The organism is Methanobrevibacter sp. AbM4 (assembly GCF_000404165.1).
Classification (GTDB): domain Archaea; phylum Methanobacteriota; class Methanobacteria; order Methanobacteriales; family Methanobacteriaceae; genus Methanarmilla; species Methanarmilla boviskoreani.
In genome coordinates, this window is the sequence record NC_021355.1 from 114,980 (window position 1) to 129,985 (window position 15,006).

11 protein-coding genes and 1 pseudogene are annotated in these 15,006 nt (G+C 29.1%); 4 read left to right on the plus strand and 8 right to left on the minus strand.

The features are described from left to right. Positions 1 to 18: 18 nt before the first annotated feature. Entirely contained in the window at positions 19 to 2,385 is a 2,367-nt protein-coding gene (locus tag ABM4_RS00485) for a DEAD/DEAH box helicase (RefSeq protein ID WP_016357724.1), read from the minus strand. A gap of 630 nt (positions 2,386 to 3,015) precedes the next feature. Between ABM4_RS00485 and ABM4_RS00490 the strand changes: the two genes are divergently transcribed. From ABM4_RS00490 to ABM4_RS00505, 4 genes are all read left to right on the plus strand, one after another. After that, positions 3,016 to 3,747, plus strand: a complete 732-nt coding sequence (locus tag ABM4_RS00490; protein ID WP_016357725.1) for a tRNA (adenine-N1)-methyltransferase — start codon at positions 3,016 to 3,018, stop codon at positions 3,745 to 3,747. A gap of 454 nt (positions 3,748 to 4,201) precedes the next feature. Continuing rightward, the gene (locus ABM4_RS00495) at positions 4,202 to 4,921 is read left to right on the plus strand and encodes an ABC transporter ATP-binding protein (protein ID WP_016357726.1); all 720 of its coding nucleotides are present in this window, start codon (positions 4,202 to 4,204) and stop codon (positions 4,919 to 4,921) included. A gap of 25 nt (positions 4,922 to 4,946) precedes the next feature. After that, positions 4,947 to 7,217 (plus strand): ABC transporter permease, encoded by a 2,271-nt coding sequence (locus tag ABM4_RS00500; RefSeq protein WP_016357727.1) that lies wholly within the window; start codon positions 4,947 to 4,949, stop codon positions 7,215 to 7,217. 335 nt (positions 7,218 to 7,552) lie between these two features. Next, positions 7,553 to 8,212 (plus strand): hypothetical protein, encoded by a 660-nt coding sequence (locus ABM4_RS00505; protein WP_016357728.1) that lies wholly within the window; start codon positions 7,553 to 7,555, stop codon positions 8,210 to 8,212. A gap of 190 nt (positions 8,213 to 8,402) precedes the next feature. On the opposite strand, the pseudogene ABM4_RS09095 reads toward ABM4_RS00505, so the two are convergent. From ABM4_RS09095 to cas5, 7 genes and pseudogenes are all read right to left on the minus strand, one after another. After that, positions 8,403 to 8,765, minus strand: a pseudogene (locus ABM4_RS09095) (restriction endonuclease). 144 nt (positions 8,766 to 8,909) lie between these two features. Next, positions 8,910 to 9,167 carry a winged helix-turn-helix domain-containing protein gene (locus ABM4_RS08675; protein ID WP_052312806.1) on the minus strand — a complete coding sequence of 86 codons (258 nt, stop codon included), beginning with the start codon at positions 9,165 to 9,167 and terminating at the stop codon, positions 8,910 to 8,912. 344 nt (positions 9,168 to 9,511) lie between these two features. After that, on the minus strand, positions 9,512 to 9,775 hold the full coding sequence (cas2, locus tag ABM4_RS00515) for a CRISPR-associated endonuclease Cas2 (RefSeq protein ID WP_016357729.1): 264 nt from the start codon (positions 9,773 to 9,775) through the stop codon (positions 9,512 to 9,514). A 90-nt stretch (positions 9,776 to 9,865) separates the two neighbouring features. Next, positions 9,866 to 10,834 carry a type I-B CRISPR-associated endonuclease Cas1b gene (gene cas1b / locus ABM4_RS00520; RefSeq protein ID WP_016357730.1) on the minus strand — a complete coding sequence of 323 codons (969 nt, stop codon included), beginning with the start codon at positions 10,832 to 10,834 and terminating at the stop codon, positions 9,866 to 9,868. Positions 10,835 to 10,846: 12 nt separating this feature from the next. Further along, entirely contained in the window at positions 10,847 to 11,341 is a 495-nt protein-coding gene (cas4, locus tag ABM4_RS00525) for a CRISPR-associated protein Cas4 (RefSeq protein WP_016357731.1), read from the minus strand. Positions 11,342 to 11,350: 9 nt separating this feature from the next. Then, entirely contained in the window at positions 11,351 to 14,197 is a 2,847-nt protein-coding gene (locus ABM4_RS00530; RefSeq protein ID WP_016357732.1) for a CRISPR-associated helicase/endonuclease Cas3, read from the minus strand. Beyond that, a complete protein-coding gene (gene cas5 / locus ABM4_RS00535) occupies positions 14,179 to 15,003 on the minus strand; it encodes a CRISPR-associated protein Cas5 (protein ID WP_016357733.1) in 825 nt (274 codons plus the stop codon). Before cas5 ends, ABM4_RS00530 begins: the two co-directional genes overlap by 19 nt. Positions 15,004 to 15,006 lie beyond the last annotated feature (3 nt).

The window sequence follows — 15,006 nt, forward strand, 5'->3', positions numbered from 1 at the left end:
TTAAATTAAATAAAGTTTTCACATCAACTTCTTATTTTTACTATCTGACTTTTCAAAATACAGGTACTTGGATGCTAAGACCTTATGGATGTTTTCTGCTGTTCTTTTTCCAATTCCCTCAATTTCCTGTAGGTCATCCTCAGATGCGTTTACAACAGCCTTAACAGATCCGAAGTGTTTAAGGAGGTTCTTGGCCGTTACAGGTCCGACATTAGGTAGGGATTCAACAATGAACTGTTGTTGCTCCCATAGATTGTCGGGTTTTCTCTCGGTTCTAATTTGGATTGGTTGAGATTTGCCTTTCTGTTCTTTAATTGCAATCCTTTTTATCATTGCGGCGGTATCGTCAGGTCCCCTTGTAGGTATGATGCTGATTCCAAAATCAATTGCAATGGAGGCCATTGCACCACGTATTGCATTGGGATTAATGAATCCTGTATAGAAGTCATTACCTTCAAGAATCATTAATGGTTTTTTAAACTCCTCCCTCATTAATGTTGCCTGTTTAAACAGACGTTTGTCCACAATTGAATCTGTAAAATCCTTTGCCGTTTTTCTCTCGATTATAATATCGTCACTGATTTGATAGTCACCAACGGTCATGGTCTTAATCTCGACATCCACTCCTATGGTGTCAAGATTTCTTATGACCCTTGAGTTTCCCTCACGTGAGTCTGCATAGACCACTACCTTTTTTCTTTTATTATTATTGTCTAGCTTGTCCTCTTCCTTGTTGACCTCATTTAGATTGTCCACAGACTTTATGTTTCTAACACTTTCAATTCTCTCGACTGCATTGAGATTTAGATTGCTGAACAGTTCATTGTCAATGAGCTGATGCTTCATGTTCTTTTCTTTACGTTTTGCACTCCAGAAATATGCCTCATCCAAGGTTCCCTTTGTAACAAGGACCTTCATTTTACCCTGATGTTTTCTTCCAGTTCTACCACGTCTTTGAATCATTCTTATCTCAGATGGTACCGGCTCATACAGTACTACAAGATCAATTGCAGGTATGTCAATACCCTCCTCTGCAACGCTTGTGGACAGGAGCACATCATAGGTTCCCACCTTAAATGATTTTATGATTTCATGCTGTTGTTTCTGTGTTAGGCCCTTCTCACCATTACGTGTACCTTGGCCATAGAACTTTACGGCTTTGATTCCCTCGTCCTCACATTTTTGGCGGATCATTTCAAGTGTATCCCTGAACTGTGTAAAGACAAGTATTTTTGGGGACTGTCTGGATTTTTTGGAATCCTCAACAGATCTTAGGGACTTAAGGGTTGTTTGACCATCATCATAGCCTAATTCCTTCTTAAGTATATCGGTCAGTTTTTTAAGTTTGGGATGTTCATGGCCGTGTTCCTCAGCTATTCTGCTTAGACGTACTGCACGTTGGAAATTATGGTCTATAAAAAGATTTTTGGATGCCTTTGTTTTCTTTTTCTCAAGCCTATTTACATAATCGTTAAACGGTACAACACCCTGGGTTTCTATAAGCTCAATTCCATGTTGGAGGTTGATTACGGCAGTAAGAATTGATATTGCCTGGAAACACTCCTTAGGTGGATTGGTTGTAGTGGCTATTTTATTTTGAACCTTTCCACGCGCCTTTAAAATATCCCTTTTATTTACGGTAATGGAATTGATCACCTTCATGTTCTTCAAGGCCTTAAGGCGTGTTTTAAGTGATTTCTTTAAAGCTTCCTGAATCTTTGTAAGTTCATTTCCAAGTTCAATAGGCACCCAATCTATTTTAATCGGATTAAAGTATGGCCTTACATCCGGATCCTCCTCTGTTTTAACCACAACATCCTGGATAAACAGATTGTCACATACCTCCTTGATCTTTGATTTGTCATGGCCAGGTGATGCTGTAAGGGCGAGTATCAGGTGGTTTTCTCTCTCCTGGATATATCTGTTTGCAAGATATACATAGGAATATGATCCGACTCCATGGTGGCACTCATCAAAGACGATGAGTGACACGTCCTCAAAATTATATCTTCCTTTAAGCAGATCTGACTCAACGGTCTGTGGTGTGGCACATATCACACTGGATTCATTCCATCTTTTCTCACGTTCCTCAGGTTTGATTGAACCTGTAATGGAACATACCGGTACATTGAGAAATTCCCTAAATGAATCCTCATGTTGGATAGTGAGCGGTTTACTTGGAGCCAGGACAAGTACCTTTGAACCTTTCAGATTATTCAATCTATCGGCAGCTACAAGTACTGCAACTATGGTTTTACCTAATGCAGTAGGTGCAACTATCATGGTGTTTCCCTTCTTAAGTGCATTAGCTGCTAGAACCTTCTGATAAATCCTTGATTCAACCTTGTCTTTTCTAAGTAAGGGATGATTTATAAAATTTGCCATAGTTTTATTTTTAATATTATTGTTTATAAATCTTTTAGGGTTTATTGGGATTATTAATTTAAATTCATCTGATTTTTACTTATAATCTAAATTATATTATTATATCTTTAATGGGGGTTTGATTTTCTAAAGTTTATGATGGAGGAATATAATTCTATATTTTATAACTTAATTTTATAGTATAAGATAAGCTAATTTATTTTTTATATTAAGATTATTTGGAAAATAAAGTATGGGTTAGAGAAGAATATAATTTTGTATTCTATAACTTGATTTTATAATATATGATAGGTTAACCTATTTCTATTTTAAAAGGATTGAAAAATATAATATAGTTTAGATTTAAATATTTTGTTTTTAAAAAATTAATATAATTAATTATTAATTAATATTCTATTGATTTTCAAGACATGTTTTAATTAGATTATATTGGATGAATGATTGTTTATTTTATATGATAAGGTAATCTATTTCATATAATGAATCATTGTTCGATTTATTTAAATAGTATTTATCAATAGTATATAAATTCGTTGTGGAATCTACATCACATAACATTAAAATTAGATTCTTATTTAAAAATAGAATTAATGTTTTATTATAATAAGGTATTGTTTTTCAGGTGCTATTATGAAACTTATAATGGATGAGAGAGGTAAGAAATACTTAATTCCTCAAGATCAAGAATTTCAAAGTGATTTAGGAATCATTAAAAAGGAACAGATGGAAAGGGCAACAATCGGGGATACTTTAATCACCCATCTTGGAAAGGAGTTCCAGGTCATCAAACCAAATATACGGGACTTCATTGATTTGATGGATAGAAGATGCTCCATATTATATCAAAAGGATATCGGTGCCGTAACATCACATACAGGACTTGGCTCAGGAGACCGTGTGGTGGATGCAGGAACAGGTGCAGCTGCAAGTGCACTTAACTTTGGAAACATTGTAGGCGAGAGGGGTCATGTATACTCCTATGAGATTCGTGAGGACTTTGCAGAGGTTGCAGAAAAGAACATCAATAACTTTGGTCTTAAGAACATTGAGATTAAGAATCAGGATATAAAAGAGGGTATCGATGAGGAAGAGATCGACCTTGTATTTTTGGATTTACCAGAGCCTCATGAGGTATTTGAAGAGGTTTACAAATCCTTAAAGTTAGGCGGATGGCTTGCTGTCTATGCACCATATATCCAACAGGCTGAGAAGGCATATCACACCGCAGAAAAGTTAGGCTTTTCAGATATTGAAATACTAGAACAATTGGAACGTGGCATTGAGGTTAGAAAACAGGGTGTCCGTGCTAAAACCCGTATGAATGGTCATACTGGATATATCCTGTTTGCACGTAAGTTATAATTATTGAGCTTGTATCTTTGTAATTTATGGGATATATTTTATTTGTATGTAGTTTATAATCTCTAAATTTCAGTATTTTTACTTAAATTTATAAAAATCAGTTTTAAAATTTTTATCTAGAATTACTTTAGAAAAATAGGTGTTTTAAAAAGTATTAAAGGACATTTATTATATAATGTCCCTTGAATACGGACTGTTATTTATGAATATATTCTTTTATAATATAAATCTTTTTAATTTTTAGCTATTTTTGACTTAATCTATTTTTCAATTATTGGTGTTGTACATACTATCTTTATGTAGAGATTAAATTTTTAGGTATACCTAAATTTTATATATTAGTAACAATAATATAATTTTGATTAGCCTAAATTCAATTTTTATAGAATTAAATTGAATTTGTATCTCTTCTTATTTTTTTTATTTTTTATTTTTTAAATAGGAGGCATTAAAGATGTCTGGATTTATAGAGTTTCAAAATGTTACAAAAGAATATATAAACGGTGACGAGGTTCTAAAAGCTGTAAATAACCTGAACTTCACAATAGATAAAGGCGAGTTTGTTGTGATACTTGGACCATCAGGTTCCGGTAAATCAACACTATTAAACCTTCTTGGAGGACTGGATCATGTAAGCTCCGGTAATATTATGGTAAACAATCATAATATTACAGACTATTCTGATAATGACCTAACAGAATACAGGGCACATGAGGTCGGTTTTATCTTCCAGTTCTATAATCTGATTCCAAACTTGACAGCCCTTGAAAATTTAGAACTAATCAGTGATGTGATTGGTCGAAAGATTGACGGAAAATCCATGCTTGATAGGTTGAATCTTACAGAACATTATCATAATTTCCCCTCCGAGTTGTCTGGAGGTGAGCAGCAAAGGGTGTCAATTGCCCGTGCACTTGTTAAAAATCCGAACATGTTGTTATGTGATGAGCCAACAGGAGCACTCGATTCCAATACTGGTGATATGGTTATAGAATTGCTTTATGATATCTGTAAGAATAACAAAACCACTGTAATTATCGTAACACATAATGAGGATATCGCATCCCTTGCAGACAAGGTAATACATCTAAAGAACGGTATTATTGAAAGTATCGATACTAAATTAGATGATATGAACGCCGATTCTATTGATGCTGAAGAGGTCTTAACTTAAAAACCTGGTTTATGGGTTGATAGACATGTTATATAAAAAGTTAATAAGGGATTTATCTAGTCATAAACTGCAGTTTATAGCTATTTTCCTCATGGTGTTTCTTGCAGTATTTATATATGTTGGAATAGGCTCAGAGGCATTCGGATTTGACCAGGAGGTAAAATCCTACTATAATGAAACAAACATGGCTAATGTATGGTTATATGGCGATAGCTTTAACAGTGTCTCGGTAGACAAGATTAACAATATGTCCTCGGTTGAGGGTGTGGAACGTCAGCTGTCTCTAACTGCAAAGGGGAATATGAGCTATGATCCCGATGTTGACTTGCGGTTTGTGGAAAACAATAGTGTGGCAAAATATTATCCGATTACAGGTTCCAAGTTGAACCTAAGTGATGAAGATGGTATCTGGTTAGATGATAAGTTTGCAAAGGCACATAACTTGAAGGTAGGAGACAATATAACCCTTAAGTTCAATGGAACCGAGATTACAAAGACAATTAGGGGAACAGGATATTCTCCGGAATATGTGTTTGAGGTACCTACAAAGTCAATAGTTCCTGACTACAGAACCCAGGGCTTCGGATATCTTTCACATGAGGCATTTCCATATGACATACAGTATAATACAATACTTATCAAAACAGATGAGAATACATCAAAGTTCCATAATGACCTGGATGATGTCATGGATGACTACAATACCTTCCTATCCATTGAGAATCATGGAAGCCATAAAACAATCATCTCAGAAATAGACCAACACATGATGATGGCCGACATGTTTCCTATAATATTTGTTGTTGTGGCATTGTTAATACTTCTTACCACAATGGCACGTATAATAACAAATCAAAGAACAATAATAGGTACATTGAAGTCATTGGGATTTTCAAATAGGAAGTTAATATTCCATTATTTATCCTATCCGCTGGTACTGACTATAATTGGAAGTGTACTTGGATATATCTTAGGCCCATTGTTACTTCCACTGCTGTTCTATCCGTCTATGTCCGAATTCTATTCCCTGCCTTATTGGGGACCAGGCTTTGACATAAGCTTTATAGAGGTACCTATTGCAATCATAGTATTGTCAGTTCTGTTTGCGCTGATGGCAATCTATAGCATTACCCGTGAATCACCTGCAGATGCGCTGGAGCCGAAAGCCCCTAAAATATCAAAACTAAGGTTTATCAATAAAACAAATCTGTGGCAGAAACTGAGCTTTAATCTTAAATGGAATATTAGGGATATTAACAGAAGTAAGGTAAGGTCATTTGTAACAGTTGTAGGTATTCTTGGATGTACGGTTCTGCTTATATGCGGATTTGGTATGAATGACGGAATGTATGAACTGGAGCACTGGCAGTTTACAGGTATCAACCATTACAATTCTCAGATCGTCCTGGAGGACAATGCAAGCTCATCACAGATAGACTCAATTGCAGAAAAATATAATGGAACAAAGGTGATGACCTCAAATATCGAGATTAAACATAATGGCATCGAGAAGACCACGACACTGCAGTCTTATAACGCCACAGGTATCATAACCCCTAACAACCAGTATGAAAATCAAATCCCCTATGACAATAATAGTGTGCTTTTGTCAATTAAATCAGCAGAGCTTTTAGATGTAGGTGTCGGTGACAAGATACAATGGCATATCTATGGCCAGGACAAATGGGTTAATTCTACCGTTACCGGAATATCAGCAGATTCCTCAACACAGGGATTGGTCATGACACCACATAAACTTGATGAGCTGGGCATTAACTTTACACCTTCAACAGTAGTTAGCTATGACAGGAACATTGATGAAAACCTGACCGGTATAAGTACAGTCAATCATGTTGATAATCTGGAGAGAAGTTGGAATGAGCTGACTGGAGTATTCTATCTTATTGTTGGGGTATTGTTGGTGTTTTCAATAGTTTTGGCCATTATCATCCTATACAGTTTAGGCATGTTGTCCTTCATTGAATCTGAAAGAAGTTTTGCAACACTAAAGGTTATTGGTTTTAAATCAAAGGCTATCCAGAAGATCTTCTTAACCAAGAACCTGTTCCTATCCATTATAGGATTTATCATAGGTGTTCCTTTAGGTCTGTATGTCTTAAGACTGATGCTTGATACTGCCGGTGAGAACTATTACTATCCAAACACATATTCACCACTTTCTATCGTGTATTCATTTGTAATAGTGATTTTTGTTTCACTTGCAGTAAACCTATTGTTGTCTAGACGAATCAAGAGGATCGATATGGTTCAGTCACTAAAAAAGGGTAGGGAGTAGATAAAAAAAGTTTTTATTCATATTGGTTTGTAATAATTAAATCTTTATATATTTTTCATTTTGGGATAAAATGGCTCTTTATATTTGATTTATATTATTATAAACTCAAATTAATTAATTTCATTATTTTTTATATATAGATATTTAAATAATTTTATAAGCTTTGTGGAAAAATATATTTAGAAAAATTTTTTAATATAAATTTAATATATTAATTAAGATAATATAGGAATAAAAAAATAATAATGCCTGTTTTTTTATTCTATTAAGTATTTATATTAAATTTTTCAAATATTGTTATAATTTTATAATTTTAAATTATCTGGGGGATAAATATGGAAAATGATGAACTTATAATTGGTAAAGAAGCAACATTTGATTTGATGGAAGATGTTAAATTTGCAAATATTGATGTTAGAAAAACAATTGAAAGAGTTTTAAATTCTACAACTGCTTTAGATATGATGGTTGATGTATCTTGTGTTACATTTTTAGATGATGATAATTGCGATATAGGTTCTTTAATTCATGAATCAAGAGAAATTGATGATGACTATTTTAGTAAAATAAATGAATACATAAATAAATTTGGTGTATTTATTACTTTGGCTTTCTCAGATTATGAAGATTTTTCAAAAGAAGGTGCTATAATTTGTGTAGAAGAAAATAGGGATATTGAAAAGGAAATTCAAGATTGTATTGATAGAAATGAAGATCCGGATTACTTAGAGGAGGATTATAATTTAACATCTTATTCTACAGATATTTGTATTAGAGATTTTGAAAATCAAGTTCCAAGTTTCGGGGTTGTTATGGGAATTAAAATTGAAAAAATTGGAGATAGATATGTAAATGAATTTGGAGCATATTATGAGGGAGGACACTTCGGACCCGGTGGATTTGTACCTTATGATATGTTTGAAGATATTAACTCTACTCCACTTCAAATTGCAATTAAATTAATGTATGACACATTAGTCTTTAAAGATAATTAAAATATTTAAAAATTTTTTTATAATTTTTTCACAGATGTCGATTAACTTTTTTTTATCTTAAAATTTATATATTAAAATAAGGAATCTGACTGTTTTATCTCATATTTCTGTATTGTATTAACTCCTAAATCATATTTAATCATAAGTTTTGTTAGTAATTCTCCATCAATAAGTACTATTTGCATGTTATTTAAACTATCTGCATATTCTTGTGCTTGTTGGTAAAAGCGGATGTAGTTATAAATACGCCCTTATTTGCACCATTTCCATTTAATACTCCAACAAAACTTTGAATTTCTGGTCTACCTATTAAATTGTCTTATTTATATCTTTTAGCTTGTAGGTAAATGTTTTCTAAGCCTAGTTTATCTTCCTTGATTATTCCATCTATTCCATTGTCATTAGTGTAGGGGGTTACTTTTCCAGCATCATCAAAACCACCGTAACCCATTTTTAGAAGTAAATCCACTACAAGTTTTTCAAAAAATGATGGCTTATTATTCATAATTGATTCAAGTAATTCAGATGCACGAATATTATTTATTAATTTCATCTTATCTTCAGGAGTTAAATCTTCTATTTCTATCTTAGGGTTATTTTCCTCTTTTTTATTAGGATGTTGGAATTCATAAAAAGAGGGGGTAATGTTCCTCAAAATATTTGTTGTTTAAATTTTCTGGACAATTATTTAATATTTTCAATCCTTCTTCAGTAATTGAAACATATCCTCTTCTTTTGCCTTCAATAAGGGTAGCTTTTTTAAGATGTGTGCAAGTCCACCTATACGGTTATGATATCTAAGTCCTCCTCCATCTAATCTATCATTTCGATCTTTTTCTGAAAAATTACGTTGGTCTGCAATCATATCTGCAATTTTTGTACGTTTATATTCCTTTTTATCACTTAGTATATTTAACACATCGAGATACATATCATTTACTTTTGGTAAAGCCATAAAATTCCCCTAAAATTAATTTATCATTTAAAAATGTTTTAAGGTTTGAAATTATTGATTTTTAAATCCTTTTTCATATGCCTTTAAATTATGGAAATTCTTATTTATTATTTCTAATCGTCTAAAAGGTGTAGTATTTATAATATAGAATTTATCCAGTTTCTATTAAAAGAATTTCTATTTGAATATTTTTCGTGGAGTTCTATTTAAAATTAGAATAAAGTCAGTTAGTATGTATTTTTTAAAACGTTTTATGTTTTTTTTATATGTTAATAGTAACTTTTTAGTTTTTTTAATAGTTTAATTAATAAAATTGATTGTATATAAAAGCTAAATATGCTTTTTTATAAAATCTCATCAATTGGAGATTTTTCTATTCCTAAAACATCTCTCTCAAGAGATTCCTCCATCATTAATTTATAAATAATGATGGAATCAGTATTCTCATCAATAATATTTTTTAAACCATCTACAACTATTTTAAATTCACTTTTAGTTAGTTCCCCCTCAAAAACAGAGTTCTGAATCCAAAATAGGTATTGTCTTAAGAAACTCTTAACTTTATTTACTCTATCGACATTAACATCATATACAATTATTACATACATAATAATCACATTACTAAACTTTAATTAAATAGATCTAGAAACTTATTAGGAAATAATGATTAACAATGGAATTCAGGACTCATTAAATATTTACCACCATATTACAAACGGTTCATATGTCTCCATTCCTAAAAAATGTTTTTTAAGTTTATATGCTTCTAATCTAATTAATCTTTGATAAGATACTTTCCTTCCTAAATCTTTATGTTTTATTGTTTTTTCTAAACGTTTATTATACTCTTTAACAAAGGTTTTTCTTCCTTTATCATTTAGTAAGCAACAATTAAGATCCTGATTGAAGTCATCTTTTCTTATCATTTTCTTATTAACTAGATAGAATATTACTCTATCAACTAGTATTGGTTTAAATATTTCACTTAAATCTAGGGATAAGGAAAATCTTCTCTCGGAAGGTTCATGAAGATAGGATATAGTTGGATTTAGCTGGGTATTATAAATCTCAGATAATACTGTAGAATACATTAATGAATTTCCAAAACTAATTAGAGAATTTACCATATTTTTAGGTGGTTGTCTAGATCTTCCCTCCATTCTAAATTCATCCGGTAATATATCATCAAAATAATCATAATATTCTGAGCGTATTCTACCTTCAACATTCATAACTTCTGTTATTTTCTTCGCATTTTTTAATTCCTTTAATGTTTCCTTAATATTGTTATCAATTTTGTAGTATGATAAGACTTTTAGTATGTTTTTTGCAGAACCCTCAACAAAAAGTTTAGCTAACCTTATTCTTTTTTTAAAATCAAGATAATGTTCTGCTTGTTTAATCAATAAATCCCCTGAAAGTAATGATTCCCTTGGATAATAACTTCCATTATAATATCCATAATAATTAAAAAAGTGTATCGGAATGCCTTCCTTTGCAAAAAGGTTAATTACCTGTGAAGAGATTGTAATTTGACCATATGCATAAACACTATAAATCTTATTGATGGGCAATGGCTTTTTACCCTTTTTATTTACAAAATAGATTGTGTTTTCCTTTCTTTTTAATATTCCTTCAGATAATAAATAATAATTTTTCTTAGGCATAAAATTCCTCATTTAAGCAAAACAGAATTCAAAATAGGCACATTTTCTACATATTCTTGATTTTTTAGGTTTTGGAATAGTTGACTCAATAATCTTATTGATGTCATTTAATATATCTTTTAATTCTTTCTCTTTATCTTCAGTTAGTTCAATTTTAATGGTTTTTCTATTTGCCGGATAATTTAAATAACCTACTATATTTTCTAATCCTTTTTCTTTTTTTAGATAATAAATATAATATAATAATTGAAATTCATGAGACTTTTTCATCGATTGTGTTTTCTTAACCTCGTGAATTTCGATTGGATTTTTATTCTTGATGAAATCTACATTTATTAAATTATCAATTAAAACCTCATTTTCCTTTTTATAAGAATTTTCATGTAAGGTTTTACCTAATTTAACATTGTCTGATTCCTGTTCCATTTGTATATTATGAGAAAAAAGCCATAATTTAGTTTTACAAATAAAGTAATAATTTATCTGTGTACCATTAATTGAATTCATAATAGGTCACTAGTAAATTTCAGTAATCACAGGTTTAAAATTAAATCCTTTCTCTAAGGAATAAAAGGATTCTTCTTCATTTCCTATATCTTTTTTATCTAAAATATAAAAGAATTTAAATTTCTCCCACTCATTTATCTTATCATATAATTGATCATATTTGTTAATGGTAATATTAATTATGAATTTATATAATATGGATGAAAACTCCTTTTTAATAAGTTTATAATAATCATAGTTTTTGTTCTTATTTTTAAAAAGCGATTTATAATAGTCTAACAGGTTTTTACCAATTATCTTATTTTCATGATACAATTTTTTATTAGTTTTAGCTGATATGTTTTTAATATATTTTAACTCATTAATCGAGAAGATAAAATCACTTTTATTTTCTTTGTAAAATTCGATAAAATTATTGTCATCTAATTTTTCCCAAACATTGAAATTTTTGTTAATTTTTAATGATTCTGTGAATATATTTAAATCTGTGCATATAAAAATAGAAAATTGTTCTTGGTTATTATCAATTAAATGTATTCCTGTTTCTTTATCTTTTAATTTTGAATATTCTATATTATTTAAAAATTTAATATTGTCTCTATCAATAAAATTGAATTTTGATTCCTTTTCATTATTATGTAAATTAATTAAATCTGAAACATTATCATAATATTTTGAAATATCCTCAAAGGTATAGTTTGGAGATTCTTCAATTAAATTTTCAGTTGATTTAATTCGAGTTTCTTGTTCCTCATTATTATAAATATATTCATAATAATTTTTTTTAGAATCATTTAATTTAATTAGATATACATTACCTTTTTTAGAAGGATTATTATAACGAATTGCTAGTTCCCCATTCCTATTACAACGTCCTTTAACTTGTTCAACAGAGTCTAAAATAGCATAATCTCTAATAACAAAATCAAAACTTACATCAACACCTGCCTCTATACTTTGGGTACTTATTAAAATGTATTTTTTATTTTGGTTTTCATTCATATGATTAATTTTTGAAATAATTGCTTTTTTACTAGATGGTATTAAGCTTGAATTCAACAAATCTATTTCAAAGTTGTATTCCTCGCAGTATTCACTTAAATAGTCATATATTAGTCTGGAAGATTTAATTGTGTTAAAAACCATCAATCCCTTGTTATAACCTTGTTCAAAATTCTCCTCAACAATATCCAATAAATAATCAATAATTTCAGCATGATTTTCAGATGTTAATTCGAATGATTTAATTTCATTTTTAGTTTCTGTTCTTTTAAATAATGAATGGTTGAAATATTTAGAGGGGTTTTCTATTAATGAAATATTAGGATATCTTAGATTTGATTTTGAATCTAATATTAATCTATTAAAATTAGGTAATGTGGCACTCATTATAATAAAATAAATATTATATTTATCTGCTAACTCATTAATAATGTAATACAAACTATTCCAGTTTTTTAAAGGTAATGATTGAATTTCATCCAGAATAATTACAGAATTTGTCAATGCAGATAATTTATATTTGGATTTTTTGTCATTTCTAATTATACTATTAAATAAACTGACAAATGTAGTACATATTACGGGGTAGTTAAAAAAATCATCATTCAACAATATGTCGTATTTAAATTCATCACTTGCATCTGAAAATAGGGTTTCAGATCCTGAATAAATTTTTCTAATTTCTCCATTATCCTCACTTAATCCATAAGAATCACATATCACATCAAAATTCTGTTCAATAATATTAATAAATGGCATAGCATAAATAATTCTATCAATTTCTGTATTATTTATTATGTCTAATGCTAATTTCATAGAAGTGTTTGTTTTTCCAGCACCTGTAGGCATATTCAGAAAGAAAACATTATTCTTATCAATGTTTTTAATTAAATTCAAAGAGGATTCTAATAACATATTTTTTCTTAAAACATTAATATTATCAATATTATCTAAAGAATCAATTATTAAATTATATGATAAATTTTTATTGTATGTTTTATTGTAAAATGATGAGAACATTATATTTTTTAAATTGGATGTTATTCTATTATTAAAATTTAATTTTTTAACTTCCTCAACTGAAATGTTGTATTTGTTACTAGCGAAAACATCAGATACTATTAATAATGAATAAATATACATATAAAAAAGAGATAATGTGCTATTATAATCTTCAATTTCGCTTTTTAGATAGTTTGAGGCATTGTCTTGTATTTGATTAAAATAATATGTTGAAAATTTTTCATTTTCAATATCTTCTTTGTTAGCCAAATCTAAATATAATAATATAATACAAAATGTGTTCCATTCCTTATCGTTTAAGTTGTATGAAAAATTTTTATTACTTAAAATATCTTTAATTGAGGTATGGTGTCCGTAGATTGTATAAGCTAATAGTAATAAAATTAAGGTATTTTCATCAATATTTGCCTTGAATTTAGATAAAAAAATCAATGATCCAACAATTGAATGGGTTTTACATAATAAAGGTATATAATCCTCAAAATAATGTTTCTTTAAAAAGGTTGATTGTTCATTGAAAATTTTCTTGTTATTTGTATTTAAGCGATTCAACTGAAAATTGAATGAAATTTTTCCAATATCATGTAAGTAAACAGTATATTTAATAATTTTATTAAAATCATCAAAAGAAAAATTTATTAAATGGTCTTGTTTAAATATTTCATAAAAATTCTCAATAATTTTTTTATTTAATAAATTGTCAAAAATGTGAGATGTTTTTTGAATATGATCATTAAGATATTCATTATTGTGGGCATAGAAATAAAAGAAATCATCATTTAATTTGATAAATGATGAATCAAAATCATATTTCAAATCAAAGAAATCCATTTTTTATCTCCAATATTACATAATTCTAAAAAACAATTATCTTTTAATTCAATATCTGAGAAATAGCATTTCTCATCTTTATTTATAGAATAAAATGAAATTGGTGAAAATTCAAATTCTACAAAATTTTCTCTTTTTATAGGATAATCATGTATAAAATATTCATAAAAACTTTCTAACTTTTTGGAGTTTCCTCCTGAAAATAATACTTTTTTAGTGTTAATTTTATCAGATTTCAATGTTGCGTCTTTTATATCTTTTCTGTTAAGTGAACCATAAATTACATTTCTTGAGGAAAAAAAATCATTTTTATTAGAATTATCTAATTTAAATGTTTTATATTTATAAACATTAATAAGCTTGTAGTTTAACATAAATTCATTTTTTCCCATGTATAAATTAAAGACAGATTTTTGAGATTTAATTCTTTCTAAAAATATATTTTTTTCAGATTCTAAGGAATTTGGAAAAACAATAAATAGTTTATAGTAAGGATTGATTAAAACATCTTGTCTAATATTACTTATACCCTTATTAGAAACTTGATTAAATGTCACTCTTTTTGTTTTTAGAGGAAATAATGGTTGAATTGAAACTTTAATATCATTAAGTTTTTCAATACAATATGTATTAGTACCTTCATCATTAGTTACATAATCATCAAATTTATAACCTAAAATTGCACCAATCATACCTATTATAGAAGTTTTTGGCGGAATAAAGTAGGTTAACATTCCACCACTATTTGAAAAGGGTTTAGTAAAACAACCAAATTTACTCCAAACATCTAATTCTATAATTTCCATATA